Consider the following 21,126-nt stretch of genomic DNA (forward strand, 5'->3'; position numbering starts at 1 on the left):
CGCGTCGAGTGCGCGTCGAGTGCGCTCGGGTTCACCCTGGCTTGCGTGGCGGGGTCGGCACGAGGCCTTGCAGCACCGGGTCGTCGAGATCGGTCGCCGCGCGCGGCAGATCATCCCGCCGGTCGTCCCAGGGGAGCACGGACTCGATCCCGTAGTGATGCTGGGGGCGCAGCGAAGCCGCGTCGTCGAAGGCGCCGACCATCAGCACGATCTCGTGCGAACGCTCGTAATCCAGAAACAGCGGTGTGCCACAGGTCCCGCAGAAACCACGCTCGGCGACGCTCGAGGAGCGATACCTCGCGGGGACTCCCTTCCAGGCGATCGCGGACCGCGAGGCCCAGACCAGGACCGCGGACGCCGAGCCCGTCGCCCGACGGCACATCCCGCAGTGACACCAGTGGACGCTGGACGGCGACTCGCTCAGCTCGAAGGACACGGAACCGCAGAGGCATCGTCCACGGAGCGGCAAGCGAGGCGTCATCACCTTCCCACGGCAGGGCTTCGATCGTCGTCCAGGCTCAGCTCGGCCTCGGGACCATAGAGCCATACATCCCCGTGCTCGGGGTGGCGAGGATCTTCCTTGAGCCGCGCCAGGCCCAGCACCACCAGCGCCTCGTCCGCGAACATCTGATCGGGCGTGAACTCACACTCCTGGCACTCGTGCCAGACCTTCCTGGCGATCGCCATGCGCTCCTCGGTCGGATGCTCCGCGAGGATGGTGAACACCTTGCCGAAGATCTCCGCGCAGCTCCTGTCCGACATGGCGGCTCCCTCCCCAGCTCGTGCCCCCCGAGCGCGACCTCGCGCCCACGGGTCGTGGCGTGCAGCCCAGCACCTTGGTTCGATGCCTACGGCCACGACGCAGTCGCGGATCCCCGCCCGAGGCCCGCGAGGTTCCGGGCGCCTGCCCGTGGCGCGGTCAGGTCGGAACGGCCGCTCGTCGGACGAGCCCGCCCCAGCCCGCCGCGCGGGCCGTCATCCCTCGGACGATGCCGCCAGATCACTCCCCAGCGCCGCCGAGCCCGCGGACGCTCAGCAGGTGAGGCGCCCGCGCCGGGTCACCCAGCCGGAGCAGACAGGTCGCGACGCCGCCGTAACCCACCTGCAACGCCGGGAGCGCTTGCTCCGGCTGGTCTCCCTGCCAGACGAGGCGCCCCGCCTTTTCCTGCGAGAAGGCACGCAGGAGGGTGAACAGATCGGCGGCCTCCGTCAGGTAGTGCGGGTGTGACGTGGCCTGGAACATGTCCACGAGGAACTCCAGGTTGCCGGCGAGGCCGTGGCACTGCGTGGGGCCGAGCCAGCGTGCCCCGCGGGCCACCGTGCGCGCGGCGCGGGCCGCGAGATCGGTCCACCCCGGAGCGAGCTCCAGGGCGGTGGCGTGCAGGAAGAAGCGGCCGATGCCGGTGGCGCCGTGGCACCAGTGCGCGGCGTGCGGTGGGCCTCCAGGGACCACCGGCCAGGCGCTCCCGCTCCCGTCGCCGAGGGCCGGGACGGCGAGGGTGGCGAGCCAGCGCGCGGCCCCCCGGGCGGCGTCCAGGTAGCGCACCTCCCGGGTCACCTCGAACAGATCGAGCAGGCTGTCGGCGATGCCCGCGGCCCCATGCGCGTAGCCGAGCTGCGTGGTCCCGCTCAGGTTGCCGTGGCCCTCGGGGAAGCGCCAGAGGACGTTCCCGTCCTCGTCGCACTCGGCGACGTCGACGAGGTGATCGCCCGCGCGCAGGGCAGCCGAGAGGTGCTCGTCGCTCGACGTCGCGCGGTGGAGCGCGAGGTGGAACCGCAAGCGCCCCGCCACGCCGTTGTAGAGATCGGGGGATCCGAAGGGCAGTGTGGCGATCCAGCGTCCGCGGGCCTCGGCGGCCCGCGCCAGGGTCCGATCCCCGAGCACACGCCCGGCGCCCAGGAGCGCAGCGCCGATCCCGGCCTCGCCCAGGTACAGCCCGGCGACGGGGGCGCCGTCGGGGCGCGGCGCGTGGAGCAGGCCGAAGGCGGCGCGGGCGAGCGTGGCGCGGTGGGACGACTCGCCGAGCGTCGCGACGAGCGAGGAGAGCGCGAGCACCACGCCGGCCGTCCCGTGGCCGATGTCGCGCGAGGGGAGGCCGCGCGCGTCGGGGTGCATGTCGGGCCAGAAGACGCCGCCCCCTCGTGGCGCCGGGCGTGCGGCGCTCACCAGCGAGTCGCCGAGGCGCCTGGCCAGCTCGAGCGCCTCGCGGCGCGCGGGGAAGGGGAGGTGCGCCGACGCGCGACCGAAATGGCGCGGCGGGGCAGGGACGGTGAGCGGCGTGGCGGAGTCCGTGAGCACGTCTTCCAGGGCGCGCTCGATCTGCCGCACGGAGCTGTAACGAGCGCTCGGATCCTGCGCGAGGCTCCGCGCGATCACCGTGCAGAGCCCGGGCGGGAGGTTCGGGTTCATCAGCCGCGGAGGCCGGCCATCGAGCGGCGCCTCGGTCGGACCCTCGGCGGGCTCGGCGCCCGTGGCCAGGAAGTAGAGCAGCGCGCCGAAGGCGTGGATGTCGTCGGACGTGGAGGGGGGAGCGCCAGCGATGCGCTCGGGGGAGCGGTAGCCGCGCGTGCCGTGCCCGTGGTGGGGCTGGGCCGTGAGCGATGGCCCGTGGGCCAGCTCGAAATCGATGAGCCAGAGGTGCAGCGTCGCAGGGGCGACGAGGACGTTGCTCGACTTGAGATCCCCGTGCGCGAGCCCCTCGGCATGCAGCTTTCCGAGCAGCCGCGCCAGCGCGCGCCCGAGCGTCACGATCTGCGCCGCGGGCAAGAAGCAGCCGCTGGCCGCCGCGTGGGCGACGTGCGCGCTCAGGGTTTCTGCCGAGAGATCTTCGAGGACGAGGTAGAGGTGCTCCTCGTCTTCGAACACGTCATAGAGGGCCGGGAAGCCGGGGTCTGGGCCGAGACGCCGGAGCACGTCGGCCTCGTGTCGGAGACGCGCGCCGTCCCAGCGCTCCACGCGCTTGAGGACACAGCGTCGGTACGCCTTGAGATCGAGCGCGAGGAAGATCGTGCTCCTGGGCGTGCGCTGGAGGACGGCGGCAGGCACGTACCGGCGCGCGATGACGTGCCGCGAGGCGCCGCGCGGTAACTCGGCCGCGAGCCCTGCCGCAATGAACGGATCGGTCGCCCAGGAGGGCACGTCGTAATCCGCCGGCCGCCGATCGGGGACGAGCTGTCCATCCGGCGTCTTCATGGCGGCCACGATCTCCCCGGTCGCGAGCTGGAGCGCCTGCCCCCCGAAGCTCCCGTACCTGTAGAACACCCGGCTACCCGGCCGGAGGGCCCGATCCGACGGGATCGTCGGCCCGGGAAGCCCGCGGGTCGCCTCGTCCAGCCGCGCTGCGAGGCGGACCGCGTGGGCATCGTCTCGCGGATAGACGGTGATGAATTTGCCGACCTGACCGAGCCCGCTCTCGCCCTGGTTCAGGGCGGCGAGGGTCGTGGTCGATGACGCCACCTTGAACACCGCATCCTCGGCGAGCAAGATCGGCAGCGCGCGCCGGAGGATTTCCTCCGCGGAGCCGACCGTCGCCGAGAGGTGCAGCTTCCAGCCCTGGGCTGGCGCCGGGTACTCCTCTCCGAGGACGCAAATCCACGGATCCCAGGGCCCAGCAGGGGCGCGAGGCCTCCGCCCCGAGGCTCGTGCGCGCGGCGAGAAGCAAGCGGACTGGATGATGTCGAAGAAGCCGTCTGCACCCGGCAGACAGCGCAACGAAGCATTCGATTCAGGGTTCATGCAAGCAGCGCCTACGGACCGCGCGAGGGCGAAGAGGCCAAGTGAATGCCGTGAACGTTCCCGGCGCGCCCCCGCAGGGGCGCAGCCGGTCGCATTCAGATGATCGTGAGCAGCATGCACTTGCGGACGGTCGCGCCGTCGCTCTCGTCTTCCTCCTTGGCCATGGGCATGCCATTCGTCAGGAGTTCCTCGCTGAATGCGGCGTCTTTGCGCGCCTGGTCGAGGATCTCGGTCATGTCACCGCGCACGTCACCGAATTGATTCTTCATGGTCATTCCCCTTTTCGTCGTTTCGCCATGCCACCAGGGATGCGGCGCGCGAGCGCGGGAGACCCCGCGGCGCCGAGCGTCGCTTCCTACAGGGGGCGACTGCAGCGCACCCAGGTGATTAAATGATGTGGCCGCTCGATGCTGTCAAGCGTGCCCGAACGGTCATGGATGACGCAGGATTCACCGTGCTCGACGAAACGTCGAAGTGAATGCGGCAGCGCCTGAACGGACCCCTGGAATGACCCCCACGCGTGCGTCTACGTCGTGAGCGCCACCGATCTGGAGCTGAATTCGCCGGCGTCGGATGGCGGCGCGCGAGCACGCGTGCCTGCCGTGCGAGGCACGCGTGCCCGTGACGACCTGGGCTCGGAGCCGACGCGCGACCCGGTGACGCCTCACGGCCGCCCCTCACGGGGTCGTGGCGCGCGAGGGAGGCCCGCCCCGGGCAGGAGCGCCTTGGCGTGCCTGGACGGTCGGTCTAGACTCGCGCGCCTGGTGAACGTGGGTACTCGGAGGTGGGTCTGGCTCCGATGGGGCTCACGGCGCACCACAGCAGGGCGATGCGGGAGGGCTGAAGTCATGCGGGTTCACACGCTCGTCGCCGCAGCCGTCGCCGTCGCCGTCTCCTCGTCGCTCCCGGCCGAGGCGCAAACCAAGGCGAGTCCGCGCACCGATGGGCGTCGGGCGGAGGCCCGCACGCTGGCCGACCGCGGCTTCGAGCACTACCAGGCGCAACGCTACGACGACGCCCTGGCCGCTTTTCGCGAGGCCGTGCAGGTCTACCGGGCGCCCACGGTCCTCCTCATGCTGGCGCGCACCCAGGAGCGCCTCGGCAAGCTCGTGGAAGCCCAGGCCGCCTACGAGGCCGTCCTGTTCGAGCCCCTCGCGCCCACGGCATCGAAGCCCTTTCGTGACGCCAAGCAGCAAGCACAGGAAGAGCTGACCGCCCTCGAACAGCGGATCCCGCGCCTCAAGGTGGTGGTCACGGGCGCTCCGGACGCCGCGGTGACGATTGCCATCGACGGTGTGACCGTCCCCGCCACGGGTCAGCCGATGTCCCGCAATCCCGGACGGACCAGGGTGGTGGTCTCCGCGCCCGCCCATCGCGCCGTGGAGCGGGTCGTCCTGCTCGAAGAAGGTCGGACTGCGGAGCTGAGCATCGTGCTCGGCCCGAGCGGGGCCGGCGTCACCTCCCAGGGGCGGGGCTCGCTCTTGCCCGCCGGCCTGGCCTTCGGCCTCGGTGGCCTGGGCCTCGGCATCGGCACCGTGACGGGGATCCTGGCCAAGGTGGAGGTCGACGACATCCGATCGCGCTGCAACGAAGCAGGTCATTGCCCGCGCGACGACAAACCGCGCGCGGAGCAGACCCAGAGCCTCATCACGGCCTCCACGGTGGGGTTCGTGGTGGGCGGGGTGGCGACGGCGCTCGGGGTGACGCTCCTGGTGCTGCGACCCGGTGGAGAGAAGGCTTCATCGACGCAGGAAGCGGCGCAGACCGGGGCGATGCATGTGGTCGTGGGCCCAGGGATGGCTCGCATCGAGGGAACGTTCTGATGGGCCTGCCGGTGTCGATCGCGCGCTCCGGCAGGGCTGGGCTCCTCGAACCACCGAGGCGCCCCGCTGCTGCACGCTTTTCCTCGGCGAGCTTGCTCGTCACCCTGTTGCTGGGCGGCTGCAGCCTGGAGGGCCTGATCTTCGACCTTCCGCCCGAAGGCCCAGGCGGCGCCTGCGGCGAGGTCATCGACCGCAACGACGATGGGCTCCTCGACTGCGCAGACCTCGTCTGCTCTCAGGCGGGACACCGCTGCGCCGCAATTCCACCGGGCTGGAGCGGACCTGGGCTCGTTCACGTCGGGGCGACGGCCTCGCTGCCGTCGTGCCCCGAGGCCTTCCCCGTGCGCGAAGCCGCCCTGTCCGAGCTGCACGCAGACCCTGCCTCGTGCGTCCCCTGCGCGTGCAGCGCTCCCCAGAGGTCCTGCCAAGGTCAGGGCTGGAGCGCGTTCGGCGACGAGGACTGCACCACGCCGGTCCCTGCGTCCCATGAGGGGATCTCGGGAGGATCGTGTGGCTCGGTCTCGGCGGACGGCGTGAAGGGGATCATCGTGAGGGTCCCTCAGGTCGAGGTGGACGGCTGCGAGCCGAGCGGCGGCGAGGCGACGCTGACGCAGCCCGTGTGGGGCGATCCGGTTCTCCTGTGCGGCGCGGGACCGATCACCACCTGCACCGCGAGCGGCGCCGTGTGCTTGCCCCCGTCCCCGGCCCCGTTCCAGGCTGGCGTGTGCATCTGGCAGCCCGGCACCAGGGACTGCCCCGCAGACTTCACGGAGCGCCACCTCCTCGGAAGCGGCCCCGTGCTGGACGACACGCGCAGCTGCTCCCCGTGTACCTGCCCCCAGGCCTTCACCTGCGGCCCCGTGTACAACTACTACGCCGACGGGAACTGCCAGGAACTCATCCTCAACGTCGACGTCTTCGCCACGTGCGCGCCCAATGACGGAATCGGGAGCGTGCGCTCGTACAACCTCACCTCTCGACCCATCGAGGGCTCGTGCCCACCCACCGGCGGAGAGCCCCAGGGAGATGTCCTCTCTGCGGACGCCCTGACGGTGTGCTGCCAGCCTTGAGCAGGGACGCAGGGCCGACGAGCCATCGTCACCCTGCCATCGCCACCCTGATCGAGCGGCCCCTTCTGCTGCCGAGAGTGCTTTTTTCGGCCTCTTGACGGGTAGGTAGACAGGTCTGTATATCCCTCTCCCATGTGTGCCTCACCGGCCAGCGACCGGGTGCTCCATACGGCCGCGAACCTCTTCTACGAACGCGGCATTCACGCCGTCGGCGTCGACACCGTGGTCTCGGCGTCCTCCGTCGCGAAGATGACGCTCTACAAGCACTTCCCCTCGAAGGACGTGCTGGTGGCGGCGGCTTTGGAGGAGCAGGGGACGCGGTGGCGGGCGTGGTTCACCGAGGCCATCGAGGGCGAGGCGACCACCGCCGAGGCGCGACTCCTCGCCATGTTCGACGTGCTGGGGCACTGGTTCGCGAGCACGTCGTTCCACGGTGACCCCACGCTGAATGCCGCCGTGGAGCTGCGTGGAACGGACCACCCGGCATGGGAAGTGGTGCGCGCGCACCAGGCCTGGCTGCGCGATTTCATTCGCGCTCTGGTCGTCGAAGCAGACCTCGACGAGCCCGAATGCACGTCCGACGCGGTTCACTTGCTCGTGGAGGGCGCCATCGTCGGCGCCCAGGTCGGGGTGACCGCACGGCCAGCGGAAGCGGCCCGCTGCGCCGCGGGGGTCATCGTCGCGGCGCGATCCCCTCTGAGGCACGCACCGGATGCAGGGCAGAGGACGACCCCTTCGGCGCGAAAGAACGGACAGGCTCCGTCGTCGGGGCAGGAGCAGAAAGAGGAAGTGCGATGAGTGTTGAAATCAAGACGATGCGCGACATCGAGGCCATGCGCGTCATCGGCCGCATGGCTGGTGAGCAGCTCTTGCTGATCGGGCGCTCGTTGAAAGCGGGAATGACGACGGACGACATCAACACGATCGTCCACGAGGACACGCTGCGGCGCGGCGCGCACCCTTCGCAGCTCGGGTATCACGGCTTCCCCAAGAGCGTCTGCACCAGCCGCAACGAGGTGGTGTGCCACGGAATCCCGGGCCGCGAGCGATTGAAGGAGGGCGACATCATCAATGTCGACATCACCTCCAACCTCAATGGCTTTCACGGAGACACCTCGGCGACGTTCTACATCGGCAAACCGTCGAAGGACGCGCGCCACGTGACCGAGGTGTGCCGCCGCGCGCTGGAACTCGCGATCGCCGAGGTGCGCGAGGGCGCACGCATGGGCGACATCGGCGCCGCCATCCAGCAGTACGCCGAGGCGCAAGGCTGCAGCGTGGTGCGCAACATCGTGGGCCACGGCATCGGCCGGTCGATGCACATGCCGCCCGACGTGTCCCACGTGGGACGGCGCGGTACGGGCCTCCGGTTGAAGGCGGGGATGGTGTTCACCATCGAGCCGATGATCAACCTGGGTCGCCCCGAGATCGAGACGCTGCCGGACGGGTGGACGATCTTGACCAAGGACCGGTCGCTGTCGGCACAGTTCGAGCACACGGTGGTCGTGACGAAGGCTGGCTGCGAGATCCTGACCGCACGGCACGAGCCTCTCGTGAACAGCGAGATCACCGAGAGCGGCGAGTCCCTGGTGGCGCCTCCAGGCGCGTCTGCCGCGGTGTCGGCGTCCTTGTAGAGGCACACCTCCCCACACGGTTGGCATGGGGCCTGCGACCGCCCCGGTGATCGGGGTTCTTTCCGGCACCCTACCTGCGTCCAGGCTCCCCGCTCACGGCAAGGACGCTTTTGTGAGCACGCCCTCCAGCGCATCCGACCCCTGACCTGCTCCCTGGCCTGTTCAGGCGCCCGTGGGACCGTCCGAGCTCGGAACCTCGAGCCTTTCCGCGTGAAGATCCTCGCGGTCGCCTGACTTCGACCTTGTCACCGCGTGATCAAGGTAGCGGCAGGGCGGCGGGGACCTTGTTGCCGTGTGATCAAGGTAGCGGCAGGGCGGCGGGGACCTTGTTGCCGTGTGATCAAGGTAGCGGCAGGGCGGCGGGGACCTTGTTGCCGTGTGATCAAGGTAGCGGCAGGGCGGTGGGGACCTTGTTGCCCTGTGATCAAGGTAGCGGCAGGGCGGCGGGGACCTTGTTGCCGTGTGATCAAGGTAGCGGCAGGGCGGCGGGGACCTTGGCACCGCATGGAGGCCCCCCACCACGTGCCGTGAGAGGTAGCTCACTCTCTGCGCAACCTACAGCAGCTCGAAGAGCTGACCGAGAAGCGCCGCGAGGACCCCGCGGTCAGGGGCTCGACCGAGAAATCCTCATTGATTTCGAGCGACGTCGACCGACGACGGGGGGATGCGGCAGCGATCCGGTCAGCGCTCGCGTTCCGCCGAGAGGGGCTCAGCCGGCGCTGTCGAGGCGCTTCCGGAGCAGCTCGTTGACCAGCTTGGGGTTGGCCTTACCACCCGTCCGCTTCATGACCAGGCCGACCAGCGCGCCGAGCACGTTCTGGTTCCCGGCCCGGTAGCGCGCGACGGCGTCCGCGTTCTCGCCGAGGACGGCATCGACGGCCGTCTCCACGGCCCCCGAGTCGCTGATCTGGGTGAGGCCGCGCTTGTCGACGATGGCCTTGGGGCTGCCGCCTTCGCGCACCAGCTCGGCGAGCACTTCCTTGCCCAGGGGCGCGGAGAGCGTGCCCGCCTCGACCAGCGCGACCAACTCGCCGAGGGCCGCGCCCGTGAACGGCAGGGCCTTCGCGCTGCCGCCCTTGAGCTCCCGGCGCACCTCGTTGACGACCCACTTGGCGACGCCCTTGGGACTCGGGTGCGCCGCCACTGCCGCCTCGAACAGGGCGAGCAGGTCGAGATCGCCCGTGAGGATGCGGGCCTCTTCGGGGGTGATCCCGTGCTTGTCGCGCACGGCCTGCGCCTCGGGGGAGAGTTCTGCACTCGCCTTCGGTGCCGTGCCTTTGGGCGTGCCCGCCTTGGCTTCGGCCGACTTCGACTCGCTCTTCGAACCCTTCTCCGACGTGGCCGTGCTGGAGGAAGCGCCCGTGGCTGCCTCGGTGGCGGCCTTGCCAGCGCTGGCGCTCTGCTTCGACCAGCTGTCCTTCAGCGCCACGGTGCGGTTGAAGATCGGCGCGCCGTCACGGCTGTCGACGGGATCGACGAAGAAGAAGCCCAGCCGCTCGAACTGGACGTGCTCGCCGGCCTTCGCCTCGGCGAGGCTGGGCTCGGCCCGACCGCGCACGACCACAAGGGAGTTCGAGTTCAGCTCGGTGGTGATGTCCTCGGCGACACCCGGCTGCTCGACGGCGAACAGGCGATCGTACAGGCGAACCTCGACCTCCTGGGCGTGCGCAACGGAGACCCAGTGAATGGTCCCCTTCACCTTGCGACCGCCGCCGCCGCGGCTCGCCGGATCGTGGGTGCAGCGCAGGGCGACGATCTCTCCCGTCGTTTCGTCCTTCTCGACGGCCGTACACCGGATGACGTACCCGTGGCGCAGGCGCACCTCGCCACCAGGCGCGAGGCGATGCCAGTCCTTCGGCGGGTTCTCCATGAAGTCGTCGCGCTCGATGTAGATCTCGCGCGAGAGCGGGACCTTGCGTGAGCCCTCCTTGCCGATGTCGGCAGGCCAGTACGGCGCGTCGAGCTGCTCGACTTCGCCCTCGGCCCAGCTCTCGATCACCACCTTCAGCGGGTTGAGGACGCACATCACGCGAGGCGAGCGGGGGCTCAGGTCCTCGCGCACCACGTGGTCGAGCAGCGCCACGTCGACGACGCTGTTCGTCTTCGCCACGCCGACGCGCTCGCACAGGTTCCGCACGGCTTCCGGGGTGTAGCCCCGGCGGCGCAGGCCGGCGATGGTCCACATCCGCGGGTCGTCCCAGCCGCTGACGAACTTCTTCTCCACGAGCTGGAGCAGCTTGCGCTTGCTCATCAGCATGTAGGTCAGGTTCAGCCGCGCGAACTCGTACTGCTTCGGCCGGTTGCCCAGCTCCAGCGCCTCCAGGAACCAGTCGTACAGCTCGCGGTTGTTCTCGAACTCGAGCGTGCAGAGCGAGTGGGTGATCCCCTCGATCCAGTCCGACAGCGCGTGCGCGAAGTCGTAGAGCGGATAGATGCACCACGTGTCGCCCGTGCGAAAATGGTGTGCATGGCGGATGCGCACGATCGGCGGATCGCGCAGCTTCATGTTCGGGTTCGCCATGTCGATCTTGGCGCGCACCACGTGGGCGCCATCGGGGAACTCGCCTTTGCGCATGCGGCGGAGCAGGTCGAGGTTCTCCTCCACGGTGCGCTCCCGGTAGGGGCTCGGCGTACCGGCCTCGCTGATCGTACCGCGGTATTTGCGCGTGTCCTCCTCGCTGAGGCTGCACACGTAGGCCTTGCCGCGCAGGATCAGCGCCTCGGTGAACTCGTAGATCTGCTCGTAGTAATCCGAGGCGTGGAACTTCTTCTCGGCCCAGTCGAACCCGAGCCAGCGCACGTCGCGCTGGATCGCCTCGACGAACTCGATGTCCTCGGTGGTGGGGTTCGTGTCGTCCAGCCGCAGGTGGCAGACGCCGCCGAACTCGCGCGCCATGCCGAAGTTCAAGCAGATGGCCTTGGCGTGACCGATGTGGAGGTAGCCGTTCGGCTCCGGAGGGAAGCGCGTGACCACCCGATCGCGCCGTCCAGTCCGGAGATCCTCTTCGATGATCTCGCGGATGAAGTTGGAAGGGGTCGAGCTGGCTGTGCTCGCGTCCGCTGGGCCCTTGGGCGAGGGGCTCGCGCCGGGCTCGCTCGTCGTCGACATGGTGTTGGGGTCTCCTGGGTGTGTACCCGATGAAGGGGCGGAATCTACGCCACGGCGCGGTGGGTTGCGACCCTCGGCGTGGTGCAGGGTGGATCCATCCGTGGATCGAGGCCCCTCCACCTGCACGCGCGGGGAGCGCGCGCTGGCTCACATCATCTTGGATTTCCAGGGGATTCCCACTCCTCTAGGCTCGCGTCCGCCCGGGCACGACGCTTGCCGTCGCGGCGCGCGGCAACCTGGAGGTCGTATGCAGCAGTCGAGTCAACATGCGGAGGTCACGGGGTTCTGGCGTCGGTCGCTTCTGAGCGCGGCGGCGTTGCTCCCCTTGCTCGTCTCGGGCTGTGTCGTGGAGCCGATGGACGAGTCGGAGCCTCTCGCGGACGAAGAGGTGGTGGAATCGGACGCGGACGCGCTGACGGTGACCGCGCCGGTGAGCGCGTACTTCGACGCTGCGACGACCGGGGGTTACGTCGATGGTTACCGCGTGGTGGGAAGCACGACGCCGCCGAGCTGGTCCTGGGGCAAGACGGAGCTGCTCGAAGGGCGGCAGAAGTTCCGCACCGAGGGCTACAACCTGCGCACGGCGAAGATGCGCTACAGCGACACGTTCCAGAGCGCCGAGTACCCGCTCCAGACCTACAACGGCGCGCTGAACCAGCAGCTCGTGGACGGCTTCAACCTCCACTACCAGCACGCGTGCGCGAGCGGCAGCGCAGCGTGCCCGGCGAAGGGGCCGACGCGGCCCGAGGCGCGCTTCGTCCTCCTGCATCAGGGCCCGAAGACCGCGCAGCTCAACTGCAGCACCTCGCGGGCGCCGGTGCTCCTCGTCCACGGCGCCATGCAGAACGGCAACGTGTGGCTGCGCCCGAACGGTGACAACGGGAGTGGCCAGACCTACCCGGGGACCACGCAGCGGGACGGCTTCGTACATGCCCTGGAGGCGGCGAACATCTGCACCTATGCCGTCACGTTCGGCAACTTCCACGGCGACAACTTCAACCACGCGATCAACCTCGCGAACGCCATCGCGCGCGTGAAGGCGCTGACCGGGCGCTCGAAGGTGAACGTGGTCGCGTGGAGCAAGGGCGTGCTCCCGGTCGACCTGTACCTCTCGAACGTCAGCTCGTGGACGGACTGGGGGACGAAGTACTTCGAGCAGATCGCCGCGGAGCAGGCGAAGCAGGTGCCCGCGTTCCGGCAGGACGTGCGCACCTACGTGCCGCTGTCGGGGCCGCATCTCGGCATCGATCTGAACTTCCGCCACCCGTACAACCCGCTCGTCATCCACAGCACGGCGGAGAACGCGCCGCTCGGCCAGGGCCCGGTGACCTGGAGCTTCATGTCGGCCGTGCAGTGCGTGACGTGGGGCTACTCGGACTCGCCGAGCAACCTGCCCTTCGGCAACCCCTACGCCTACTCGGTGTGCGAGGGGCGAGGCGGAATGTGGCCGGACTTCTGGCGACGGATCTACACGTCGAACATCACCAACCTCGATTCGAGCGGCAGGCCCGTCTACACGAAGAGCTTGAAGACGCTGAACACCGAGCAAGGGGTGACCGCCTCGGCATTCACGTTCGACAAGTACAACCTGTCGATGTGGGGCTCGGTGGACGAGTCGGGCGTGTACGTGTCGCCGTACCTGGGTCAGCTCCAGGCGGCCTACGATCTGCGCTCCTACTATCCGCTGCCGAACCGGCAGGACGATCCGGTGAGCTACGACTGGTCGCAGCTCGACACCGACAAGTACAAGTGGCGCGACTGGCTGAGCATCAAGCTCGGCTACAACCCGCTGCCTCCCTACGCGCTCGGTGGCTGGGTGAACGACGACGCCGGGCACATCGCCTGCCGGGCGCACGCCTACACGCCGGGCAGCTCGCCCTGCGAGGCGAAGCACGCCTATTACCACTCGGCGACGGCCAAGTCGTACCTGTGGGGCTACGCGACGTACGACCTGATGGGCGGCATCGGGATCCAGGCGACGATGGAGATGGGCGGCAACTTCATCGCGCGGCTGAAGAGCCGCGGGCTCAGCCCGAACCTCGACTACCTCTACGTGCTGCACGGCACGTCGTCGGGCCAGCCGGGCACGATCTTCGAGATCGACGGGATGGAGTCGCCGACCAGCGATCCGCACGGCGACGGCGTGCTCTTCGACGTGAGCATCGCGGCGCGCGACCAGCTCACGCAGGGCTGGACGGCGAGCCAGAAGTCGTCGCGCTCGAAGCAGGAGGGCGTGCCGTACGGCCACCTGGAGGTCGGGACGACGCCGGCAGTGTTCACCAAGATGATCCAGCAGTTCAACGCGCTGCCCTGAGCTGCTTGACGTGACCCCGGGGGGGGCGCTCCTTTCGGTCTTCGATGGCAAGCGGGCCTGGGTGCGCCGGGTCGACGCGCTTCTCGCGGGGCCGTGATACATCCGGGGTCGATGCTGTCGCTCTCGGTCGATCCGCACCCGCTCCTCGACGTCGCCGCGTTCACGACGACGTTCTCTCGCCCTCTCGGTGAGCTCGGCCCGAGCGAGGCGCTTCGCGGGCTGCTCGCGATCGATGCACCGGCGCCGCTGCGGTCCGATGACACCGTGCGCGGGGCCGTGCGGGATCTGCTGCGCCATGGCGGTTACAAGCCCACGGGGCGCGGGAAGCCAGCGTCGGAGTACCTGGTGCGGGCCGTGACGGAGGGCGCGCTCGGATCGATCAACCTGGCGGTGGACGCTTGTAACGTGGTGTCGCTCCACAGCGGCCTTCCCATCAGCGTGGTGGACCTGGATCGGGCGCAGCAGCCGCTGCGCGTGGGAATCGCGCCGGCCGGATCGAAGTACGTGTTCAATGCGTCGGGGCAGGAGATCGATCTGGGTGGGCTCCTGTGTCTGTTCGACGCGGAGGGGCCTTGCGCGAACGCGGTGAAGGATGCGCAGCGCACCAAGACGAACGGCGAGACGACGCGGACGCTGACGGTGCTGTGGGGGGCGAAGGCGCTCCCTGGGAGGGCGTCGGAGGCGGCGCGGTGGTACCGGGCGCTGCTCTCGGAGGCCGGCGGCGTGACGAAGGATGTGGCGCTGGGGGCGTGAGGTGCCAGGTGGGGTGAGGCGCAGCACCGTGAGGCGCTGGTAGGCCGGGGACGCGCTGTGGATGTTCCCGCGTTTTGCGGGATCAAGCGGGCGCGCGGGCGGTCGACTTCACGAAGTGCATCTCGAAGCGGGTGGCCTCCGGTTCGACGAACCGGAGCAGGGCCTCGCCCTCCTGGGAGAGTGCCTCACGCGCGGCTTTCGAGAGGGCGTGGAACGGTTCGAGCTGGAGGGTGACGACCTTCTTCTTGGTCTCGACGCTCCAGGTGCCGGCGACGAGGCCGTCGACGAGGAAGGTCGGGAGAATGCGCAGGTTCGGGCGGAAGATGAGCGGGCGGTGCACGTCGGCGATGAGGCGGCTGCGATCGGCGTGGGCGAGCACGAGGCTGTCGTAGTCGGGGAGGAAGCGGACGGGGGCGGAGGTGTCTTCGGCGGGGCGAGGGGCGTCGGGCAAGTCGAACAGCTCCTTGCCTTGCTCGTCGCGGAGGACGAGCAGCTCGGGCCGCAAGGCGTCGAACGTGCTGCGGAGTGCCTTCAACCCCGACCAGGTCTGGACGTCGGCAGGGGTGGCTGGACCGAAGGCGGCGAGGTAGCGCAACACGAGCGCGTGTGGCGAGGGGTCGGCTCCGAGTGGCTGGCCGAGCCACGAAGAGGCGACGGCGAAGCTGGCGTTCCCCGGATAGCCCCAGGCGGTGTCGGTGGGGACCTGGACGAGCGGGAGACGCAGGCGGACGGTGTAGCCCATGGCGCGTTCGTCGCCGCCCGGGAACAGGGTGAGCAGGTGGTCGCGGAGGGCCTCGAAGGGACGTGGGGCTTCGTCGAGGAAGGCGCGCGCTGCGGCGAGGACGCCTTCGACGTCCACGGTGTCGGCGCGCTCGCGCAGCACGGCCCGGACGCCTTGATCGAGGGATGGCTGGAGGATCGGGCGCAGGTGCAGGAAGTCCCGCGTGCTCACGATGTGCAAGGTCGCGCGCATCATCGTCGCGCGGACCACCTTGCGCTCGTGGAGCAGGCGCGAGAGGGCGTCGCGCTGGAAGCCTTCGAGGCGTGACCAGAGGCCGATGTATGGGGGCCTCGCGAGCTGGGCCTGGAGACCGCCGATTTGCTCGATGGCGGTGAGCGGATCGACGGGTGCCCGGCCGAGCAGCATCTGCCGCGCGAGGGTGGCGCGGTTCAGTGCCTTGCGGGTCATCAGCGAGGGGGTCGCCGTGGAAGCCATGGGCTGGCTCGTGCCTGCGCGAGGGGAGGGGAGCAAGTCGCCGCGTGACCGGATGTGCGGTTTTGCACTGGACCGGCGCTCACCAGACGCGCGGTTTTGCAACGGGGCGTGCACTCACCGGGCGTCCTTCTCGGCCCCAGGACCGTTTCTTCGAGACGATCTCTGATACAGAGGAACCATGAAGCGCATCGCTCCGGCCGCCGAGCGCAACAAGGATCCCATCCTCGAGGTGCTGCGTCCGTTGCTCCGGGACGGGGCGACGGTCCTCGAGATCGCGAGCGGTAGCGGTCAGCACGTGATTCATTTCGCGAGCGTCCTGCCGGCCGTCACGTTTCAGCCCACCGACGTCGATGCGGACGCGCGGCGCAGCATCGAGGCGTATCGCGCAGAGACTGGCGCGAAAAACATCCTCCCGTCGCTCGCGCTCGATGCCGCGTCGGACACGTGGCCGGTGCACTCGGCCGATGCGGTCGTGTGCATCAACATGATCCACATCTCTCCCTGGTCATGTTGCGAGGGGCTTTTTCGCGGCGCCGCTCGGATCCTGCCTGCGGGGGGCGCCCTCTTTCTTTACGGTCCTTACCGTTTCTTCGGCGTGTTCACTGCGCCGAGCAACGAGGCGTTCGACGCCTCCTTGAAGGCGCAGAATCCAGCCTGGGGCGTTCGCGACACGGATCAGCTCCTCGCCCTCGCGGCGGAGACGGGCTTCGCCCACGAGGAGACCGTACCGATGCCGGCGAACAATCACTGCCTGGTCTTCCGGCGCCTCTAGGAAAGCGAAGTCGCCAGCCGCAGGTCATCGGGTGTGGCCATCCTGCGGTGGGGCGGCCGGGGACTTCGCCTGCTTGCCGACGCAACGAGGTCAGGCCCGAAGCGGCGAGACGTGTCAGCGTTCCCGAATGGATCGCGGGGTGGTGGGGCCCCGACGCGCTTTGCTTGGCGGGGAGGCAGGAGCGCGTGCCCCTGCCGCGGGAGTCAAATGGCTTTCCGGTACACGCGGTACTTCTTGTACAGCTCGGCGCCCATGGAGCGGATGCCCAGGTTGATCGGCGCGTCGTCCTCGCGGGTCCACGACAGCTCGCCCCAGCGGTAGCCTTTGCCGATGCCGCGCTTCGCGACCTCGACGTACATCGCGGCGGACAGGCCACCGTAGCGCTTCACGTCCTTGCGCAGCTCCTTCTTGATGCCGAGCAGCATGAGGCGCGACGAGCGCGGGTGCTGCACCTTCAAGCGCCACAGGGCCTTGGCCCAGTTGAAGGGGAAGAGCTTGCCATCCAGGTCGCGGATGGCCTCGTTCAGGTTCGGGAGCATGATGCACATGCCCATCACCTTGCCGTTCACCTCGGCCATGAACGCGATGTCGGGATCGACGATGAGCTTGAGGTCCTTGGCCATCTTCTCGATCTCGTCCGGGAGCGCGGGCACGTAGGCCCACTTGCCTTCCCAGGCGTCGTTGTAGATCTCCATGATGGTCCTGATCTCCTCGTCGAAGCGGGACATGTCGACGGAGCGGAGCTTGACCTCGGGCAGGGCCTTGATCTGTTCCCACGCCTTGAGCGTGCGCTTCGGGAACTCCATGCGGTCGGTGTAGCGCCAGCAGAAGAGGTCCTTCTCTTTCTCGTAGCCGGCGCCCTCGACCAGGCGGCCCTGGTAGGGGCGCGAGTGGGCCATCATCAGGACGGGCGGGTGCTCGAAGCCCTCGATGAGGATGCCGACCTCCTCGTTCGGGTAGAGCGAGAAGGGGCCCATGAGGCGCTTCATGCCGCGCTCGCGCGCCCACGCTTCGGCCCGTTCGAGGAGGGCGCTGGCGACGGCCTGGTCCTCGATGGTGTCGAAGAAGCCGAAGAAGGCCGTGTCGTCCTTCCACACCCGCAGGTACTCGCGGTCGATGGCCGCCGAACAGCGTCCGACGAGGCGGCCGTCCTTCCAGGCCGTGAACAGGGTGACGTCGGCGTGGTTGAAGAAGGGGTTGTGCTTGGGGGTGAGGCGCTGCTTGAACTCGAAGTCGAGCGGGGGCACCCAGGTGGGGTCGAAGCGGAAGACCTCGTGGCCGGCGGCGACGAAATCGTCGATGTCGTGGCCCGGCGTGTGCTCGCGGATCTGGATGGACATGGAGCTGTTCCTGGGGGTTGTTGAGGCGGCGCGAGGATGCCGTCAGGGGGTCGATCGGTCAAGGGCGGGCACCGTTGACGTGCTCTCGGCGGGCGCCCTAGCGTGGGTGGATGCCGACCCTCATCGACAAGCCGACACGTATCGAGGCTGCAGGGACGAAGCCGAAGCTCATCGACGAGTACATCGGCCGCGTGAACTCCAGGACGAGTGAGGCCAGCGTGGCGCACATGCGGAGTCCGGGAGGCTGGGAAGAGCCGGGGCAGCGGCCCGAGTTCGAGGAGTTCACGGTGGTGCTGCGCGGTCTGCTCCGCGTGGAGTTCGAGGGTGGCGCGCTCGAGGTGCGGGCCGGCCAGGCGGTGATCGCGCACGCCGGGGAGTGGGTGCGTTACAGCACGCCCGGGGACGAGGGGGCCGAGTACATCGCCGTGTGCTTGCCGGCGTTCTCCCCGGACACCGTCCACCGCGACGGCTGAGGCCGCGACGGCGCCGTGGGGTGCCGTCGCGACCAGTGACTCACGTCCTCACGCTGCGCCCGGAGGGAACGGGGAGGGCGCGACCGAGCGCGAGGACGAGGAGCGAGAGGGGCTCGCTCTCGGTCGGATCCTGCTGGGCGTGCGGCTCGGCGATGATCCGCACGCGGAACTTGGTGAACAGCGGGAGCTTGTCGGCGAGGTTCTCGGGGAGGTAGGTGGGGAGCGGCGCGCCCATGCCCGTGGCGAGCGAGGCGCAGAGGCGCTTGTCGCCGAGCACGGTGCGGCGCTGGTAGAGGCGCTCCTCGATGAGCGTGCGGATGACCGTCGTCTCCAGGTAGTCGGTGGGGAGCGTCCGGTTCACCTGGGTGAAGGCCTGGCGGATGCGGGTCGCGGCGCCTTCCACGAGCGGGCCGCCGGTCGCGCGGGCCTGGACGACCTCACCCGCGGCGTCGATCGCGTCCTTGAGGCGCTTGTCGGCGCCGGCGAGCTGGGAGGCGACGGTGATCGTCGTCTTCAGCGATTCGAGCGGATCGAAGGCCATGGTCAGCTCGCCGCCGGCGACGATCAACGGACGGGTGAGGATCCCGTCTTCGTCGATGGACTCCTCCAGGGTGCGGGCGACGCCGAAGGCGTCGAGGGGAGGGACGCGCATCAGGGCGCGGGCGATCATGCGTCGATCGCGCGCGACCTGCGGCTCCGGGTCGGGCTCCTCGCCGGTGAGCCACTCGGTGGGTCGGGCGGGAGGCCGCAGGTACTCGACCCAGGCGGCTTGCTGGCGGACCCGTGGTGGCGTCTTGTCGTCGTACCACAAGAGGTCGACGTATTCGGTCGGCGGGGGGAGGCGTGGCCGGGCGCTGCGCGCGGAGGCGGGAGAAGGGGTCGCGGGCTCGAGCGGGACGGACGCGGCGTCCGAGGCCGCCGAGAGCCCACCGAGCGCCGCGCGGGCGTCGTGCGAGGGGACGCCTGCGGGGTCGGGGGGGCGGACGGAGGGCGACCAGGAGGCGCTCGAGGTCGAGCCCCAGGAGGGCGCCGAGCCGGGGCGCGAAGGGCCACTCTCGGGAGAGGCAAACCCCATGGGGGCGACCGAGGAGGCCTGCACGGGAGCCGGTGCGACGGGGGGCGGCATCGGCGTCTGGGCCGGGGTGGGCACCATGGGCGGCGCCGGGACCGCGGCAGGGGCCAGCGGCGGGGCGATGGCCGCGGGGGGCATCGGAGGAGGCGCAGACATGCGCGCAGGGGCGGCGAGGTCGGGGTTGCTGAGCGCCTGGACGGCGGCAGAAGGATTCGGCCCCGGGTGGACGCTGCGCGGTGGCGCTGCCTGCGGCTGCTGGGGGAAGCCCGCCGGTGCGCCCTGGGGCGTCTGCTGGAAGCCGGGGGCGGCTCCTTGCGCCCCCGGCGCAGGGATCGGGAAGGGCAGGGCTCCTCCCTGGGGGGGCTGCGAGAACACCAGCGTCTGGTACTGCCGGCGACCGCCCGATTCGCTCGACGGCGCAGCAGGCGAGGGCTCGAGGGGAGGGGGAGCGGCGAGCGCTTCTGCCGGGAGGCCTTCGGCGCTCATGAAGGGCAGGCCGACGTTGCGTGAGCGCAGGCCCGTGCTGTCGGGGGGGGCTCCGGGATCGCGGCCTCCGCCGGGTCGGAAGGGCAGGGCGGCGTAGCGTCCGGGCTCCTTGTTCCCCGAGGGCCCGTCGGCGAGCGTGCTCGCGTCTTCGTCGGTGGCGTCGGGGGCAGGTGAAGGCTCGGCGTTCATCGGCGCACCTGGACCTCCCAGGCCAGCGGCAGCGCCGGCGCCCGCAGGCGGGGCTCCTGCGGCAGCGGGCGCGGCCGGTGTGTGCAGCGTCATCACCACACGACCTTGCTCGTCGCGCTGGCGCAGCGGGATCCTGGCGCGGTAGGTGAGCGTGCAGATCTGTCGCTCCGTGTCGATCCACAGCGTGTCCGCGTTCAGGTGCACCGTCTGCGGACCTCCCTGGCGACCCTCCACGAGCGCGAGTGGCTGGACGCCAGGCAGGCTGGTCACGAAGCGCGGCGTCGCGGGGTGCAGGTGCTCGAGCACGATGCGCGCGTTCGTGGGGAGGTAGTCGAGCTGCTGGTCGCGCGGCGCGGCGTTGAAGAACGCAGGGTCGAGATCGTCGGGGAGTGCGGCGTCGTACCACCGGGCGGGAGCGAAGGTCGCCGCGAGCGGGCCGAGCCGGTCGCGACGAGCGGGCCACGACATGGCGAGCGGACCGAAGCCCACGGGCTCCACGACCTCGGTGGCGTTGCGGATCATGGTGCCGATGCGCACGAGGTTGGGCAGGCGCACGCGCCCCATGCCATCGGCCGCCCCTGCGCGCACACCCACCGGGTTGGTGGTGTCCGGACCCCCACCCGCGCGCTCGTACAGGAGCGGCATCCGCGTGAAGCGGGCCCCGTCGAGCAGGGTCCCGTCGAGCCGGATCCAGCGGTCTTGCTGGATCTCGACCGACTTGTCGAGGTCACCGACGAGGAGCCGGGTCACCACCGTGGTCGCAGGGAGCTGCTGCGGGGCATGAGCGGATCCGATGAGCAGCACGTCGGCGCGCGCCTTGAAGGGCACGAGGTCGCTCGGGGCACGCACGCTCCGGTTCGGGTCGTCGTCCCAGTGGCTGTCGTGATCGAGGATCGGCTCCTGATGCTCCGCCAGCCTCGACTCGTTGGGGGCGAGCGCGAACGTCGCCTTGCAGATGACCGTCAGGGACCAGCCCTGCGAGGTGTTGTGCCAGATCACCGATCGGCAAGGGAGAGACGTGCTGGAGACGACCTGCATGGAACCCCAGGGGTATTCAACCGGGCCCATGGCGGTCAACACCCTCGGCGGGGATGCCGATCGCCCCTGGGCGGCGTGGCGTGCGATACTGATGCACGTGG

General features: G+C 69.7%; 16 protein-coding genes. 8 read left to right on the plus strand and 8 right to left on the minus strand.

Annotated elements, in window-relative coordinates:
- Positions 1 to 31: 31 nt before the first annotated feature.
- From CMC5_RS21010 to CMC5_RS21025, 4 genes are all read right to left on the minus strand, one after another.
- Positions 32 to 547, minus strand: coding sequence for a GFA family protein (locus tag CMC5_RS21010; RefSeq protein WP_082362669.1), 516 nt, complete (start codon positions 545 to 547; stop codon positions 32 to 34).
- Positions 481 to 762: a hypothetical protein gene (locus tag CMC5_RS21015; RefSeq protein ID WP_050432091.1), complete on the minus strand. Its 282-nt coding sequence runs from the start codon at positions 760 to 762 to the stop codon at positions 481 to 483. The genes CMC5_RS21010 and CMC5_RS21015 overlap by 67 nt, the downstream gene beginning before the upstream one ends.
- 238 nt (positions 763 to 1,000) lie before the next feature.
- Entirely contained in the window at positions 1,001 to 3,736 is a 2,736-nt protein-coding gene (locus CMC5_RS21020; RefSeq protein ID WP_082362670.1) for a class III lanthionine synthetase LanKC N-terminal domain-containing protein, read from the minus strand.
- A 95-nt stretch (positions 3,737 to 3,831) separates the two neighbouring features.
- Positions 3,832 to 4,005: a hypothetical protein gene (locus CMC5_RS21025; protein ID WP_156338758.1), complete on the minus strand. Its 174-nt coding sequence runs from the start codon at positions 4,003 to 4,005 to the stop codon at positions 3,832 to 3,834.
- Positions 4,006 to 4,584: 579 nt separating this feature from the next.
- Here CMC5_RS21025 and CMC5_RS44770 point away from each other — a divergent pair.
- From CMC5_RS44770 to map, 4 genes are all read left to right on the plus strand, one after another.
- Entirely contained in the window at positions 4,585 to 5,559 is a 975-nt protein-coding gene (locus CMC5_RS44770) for a tetratricopeptide repeat protein (protein WP_050432094.1), read from the plus strand.
- A complete protein-coding gene (locus CMC5_RS21035) occupies positions 5,559 to 6,629 on the plus strand; it encodes a hypothetical protein (RefSeq protein WP_050432095.1) in 1,071 nt (356 codons plus the stop codon). The genes CMC5_RS44770 and CMC5_RS21035 overlap by 1 nt, the downstream gene beginning before the upstream one ends.
- Positions 6,630 to 6,761: 132 nt before the next feature.
- The gene (locus tag CMC5_RS21040) at positions 6,762 to 7,427 is read left to right on the plus strand and encodes a TetR/AcrR family transcriptional regulator (RefSeq protein ID WP_050432096.1); all 666 of its coding nucleotides are present in this window, start codon (positions 6,762 to 6,764) and stop codon (positions 7,425 to 7,427) included.
- The gene (gene map, locus CMC5_RS21045; protein WP_050432097.1) at positions 7,424 to 8,263 is read left to right on the plus strand and encodes a type I methionyl aminopeptidase; all 840 of its coding nucleotides are present in this window, start codon (positions 7,424 to 7,426) and stop codon (positions 8,261 to 8,263) included. The genes CMC5_RS21040 and map overlap by 4 nt, the downstream gene beginning before the upstream one ends.
- 709 nt (positions 8,264 to 8,972) lie before the next feature.
- Here the strand turns inward: map and CMC5_RS21050 are convergent.
- Positions 8,973 to 11,372, minus strand: a complete 2,400-nt coding sequence (locus CMC5_RS21050; RefSeq protein WP_050432098.1) for a glutamine--tRNA ligase/YqeY domain fusion protein — start codon at positions 11,370 to 11,372, stop codon at positions 8,973 to 8,975.
- A gap of 247 nt (positions 11,373 to 11,619) precedes the next feature.
- On the opposite strand from CMC5_RS21050, the gene CMC5_RS21055 reads away from it, so the two are divergent.
- Together CMC5_RS21055 and CMC5_RS21060 are read left to right on the plus strand one after the other, a co-directional pair.
- Entirely contained in the window at positions 11,620 to 13,686 is a 2,067-nt protein-coding gene (locus tag CMC5_RS21055; protein ID WP_245677663.1) for an esterase/lipase family protein, read from the plus strand.
- Between the two features lie 111 nt (positions 13,687 to 13,797).
- Positions 13,798 to 14,439 carry a phenylalanine--tRNA ligase beta subunit-related protein gene (locus CMC5_RS21060; protein ID WP_050432099.1) on the plus strand — a complete coding sequence of 214 codons (642 nt, stop codon included), beginning with the start codon at positions 13,798 to 13,800 and terminating at the stop codon, positions 14,437 to 14,439.
- 82 nt (positions 14,440 to 14,521) lie between these two features.
- Here CMC5_RS21060 and CMC5_RS21065 read toward each other — a convergent pair whose 3' ends face one another.
- The gene (locus CMC5_RS21065; protein WP_050432100.1) at positions 14,522 to 15,655 is read right to left on the minus strand and encodes a winged helix DNA-binding domain-containing protein; all 1,134 of its coding nucleotides are present in this window, start codon (positions 15,653 to 15,655) and stop codon (positions 14,522 to 14,524) included.
- Positions 15,656 to 15,833: 178 nt separating this feature from the next.
- On the opposite strand from CMC5_RS21065, the gene CMC5_RS21070 reads away from it, so the two are divergent.
- Positions 15,834 to 16,427 (plus strand): DUF938 domain-containing protein, encoded by a 594-nt coding sequence (locus CMC5_RS21070; RefSeq protein ID WP_050432101.1) that lies wholly within the window; start codon positions 15,834 to 15,836, stop codon positions 16,425 to 16,427.
- A 203-nt stretch (positions 16,428 to 16,630) separates the two neighbouring features.
- On the opposite strand, the gene CMC5_RS21075 is transcribed toward CMC5_RS21070, so the two are convergent.
- Positions 16,631 to 17,767: a GNAT family N-acetyltransferase gene (locus CMC5_RS21075; protein ID WP_050432102.1), complete on the minus strand. Its 1,137-nt coding sequence runs from the start codon at positions 17,765 to 17,767 to the stop codon at positions 16,631 to 16,633.
- A 110-nt stretch (positions 17,768 to 17,877) separates the two neighbouring features.
- Here CMC5_RS21075 and CMC5_RS21080 point away from each other — a divergent pair, with 110 nt between their 5' ends.
- Complete coding sequence (locus tag CMC5_RS21080) at positions 17,878 to 18,240, plus strand: cupin domain-containing protein (RefSeq protein WP_050432103.1); 363 nt, start codon at positions 17,878 to 17,880, stop codon at positions 18,238 to 18,240.
- Between the two features lie 40 nt (positions 18,241 to 18,280).
- On the opposite strand, the gene CMC5_RS21085 is transcribed toward CMC5_RS21080, so the two are convergent.
- Positions 18,281 to 21,055, minus strand: a complete 2,775-nt coding sequence (locus tag CMC5_RS21085) for a DUF2169 family type VI secretion system accessory protein (RefSeq protein ID WP_082362672.1) — start codon at positions 21,053 to 21,055, stop codon at positions 18,281 to 18,283.
- Positions 21,056 to 21,126 lie beyond the last annotated feature (71 nt).

Origin of the sequence: Chondromyces crocatus (genome assembly GCF_001189295.1) — a bacterium.
In the GTDB taxonomy this organism is placed as follows: domain Bacteria; phylum Myxococcota_A; class Polyangia; order Polyangiales; family Polyangiaceae; genus Chondromyces; species Chondromyces crocatus.

Coding starts and splice junctions, on each gene's coding strand:
- CMC5_RS21075 (WP_050432102.1), bottom strand. CDS start 17,767: ATGTCCATCCAGATCCGCGAGCACACGCCGGGCCACGACATCGACGAT.
- CMC5_RS21035 (WP_050432095.1), top strand. CDS start 5,559: ATGGGCCTGCCGGTGTCGATCGCGCGCTCCGGCAGGGCTGGGCTCCTC.
- CMC5_RS21010 (WP_082362669.1), bottom strand. CDS start 547: ATGGCTCTATGGTCCCGAGGCCGAGCTGAGCCTGGACGACGATCGAAG.
- map (WP_050432097.1), top strand. CDS start 7,424: ATGAGTGTTGAAATCAAGACGATGCGCGACATCGAGGCCATGCGCGTC.
- CMC5_RS21080 (WP_050432103.1), top strand. CDS start 17,878: ATGCCGACCCTCATCGACAAGCCGACACGTATCGAGGCTGCAGGGACG.
- CMC5_RS21085 (WP_082362672.1), bottom strand. CDS start 21,055: ATGGGCCCGGTTGAATACCCCTGGGGTTCCATGCAGGTCGTCTCCAGC.
- CMC5_RS21015 (WP_050432091.1), bottom strand. CDS start 762: ATGTCGGACAGGAGCTGCGCGGAGATCTTCGGCAAGGTGTTCACCATC.
- CMC5_RS21065 (WP_050432100.1), bottom strand. CDS start 15,655: ATGGCTTCCACGGCGACCCCCTCGCTGATGACCCGCAAGGCACTGAAC.
- CMC5_RS21055 (WP_245677663.1), top strand. CDS start 11,620: ATGCAGCAGTCGAGTCAACATGCGGAGGTCACGGGGTTCTGGCGTCGG.
- CMC5_RS21025 (WP_156338758.1), bottom strand. CDS start 4,005: ATGAAGAATCAATTCGGTGACGTGCGCGGTGACATGACCGAGATCCTC.
- CMC5_RS21050 (WP_050432098.1), bottom strand. CDS start 11,372: ATGTCGACGACGAGCGAGCCCGGCGCGAGCCCCTCGCCCAAGGGCCCA.
- CMC5_RS21020 (WP_082362670.1), bottom strand. CDS start 3,736: ATGAACCCTGAATCGAATGCTTCGTTGCGCTGTCTGCCGGGTGCAGAC.
- CMC5_RS21060 (WP_050432099.1), top strand. CDS start 13,798: ATGCTGTCGCTCTCGGTCGATCCGCACCCGCTCCTCGACGTCGCCGCG.
- CMC5_RS44770 (WP_050432094.1), top strand. CDS start 4,585: ATGCGGGTTCACACGCTCGTCGCCGCAGCCGTCGCCGTCGCCGTCTCC.
- CMC5_RS21040 (WP_050432096.1), top strand. CDS start 6,762: ATGTGTGCCTCACCGGCCAGCGACCGGGTGCTCCATACGGCCGCGAAC.
- CMC5_RS21070 (WP_050432101.1), top strand. CDS start 15,834: ATGAAGCGCATCGCTCCGGCCGCCGAGCGCAACAAGGATCCCATCCTC.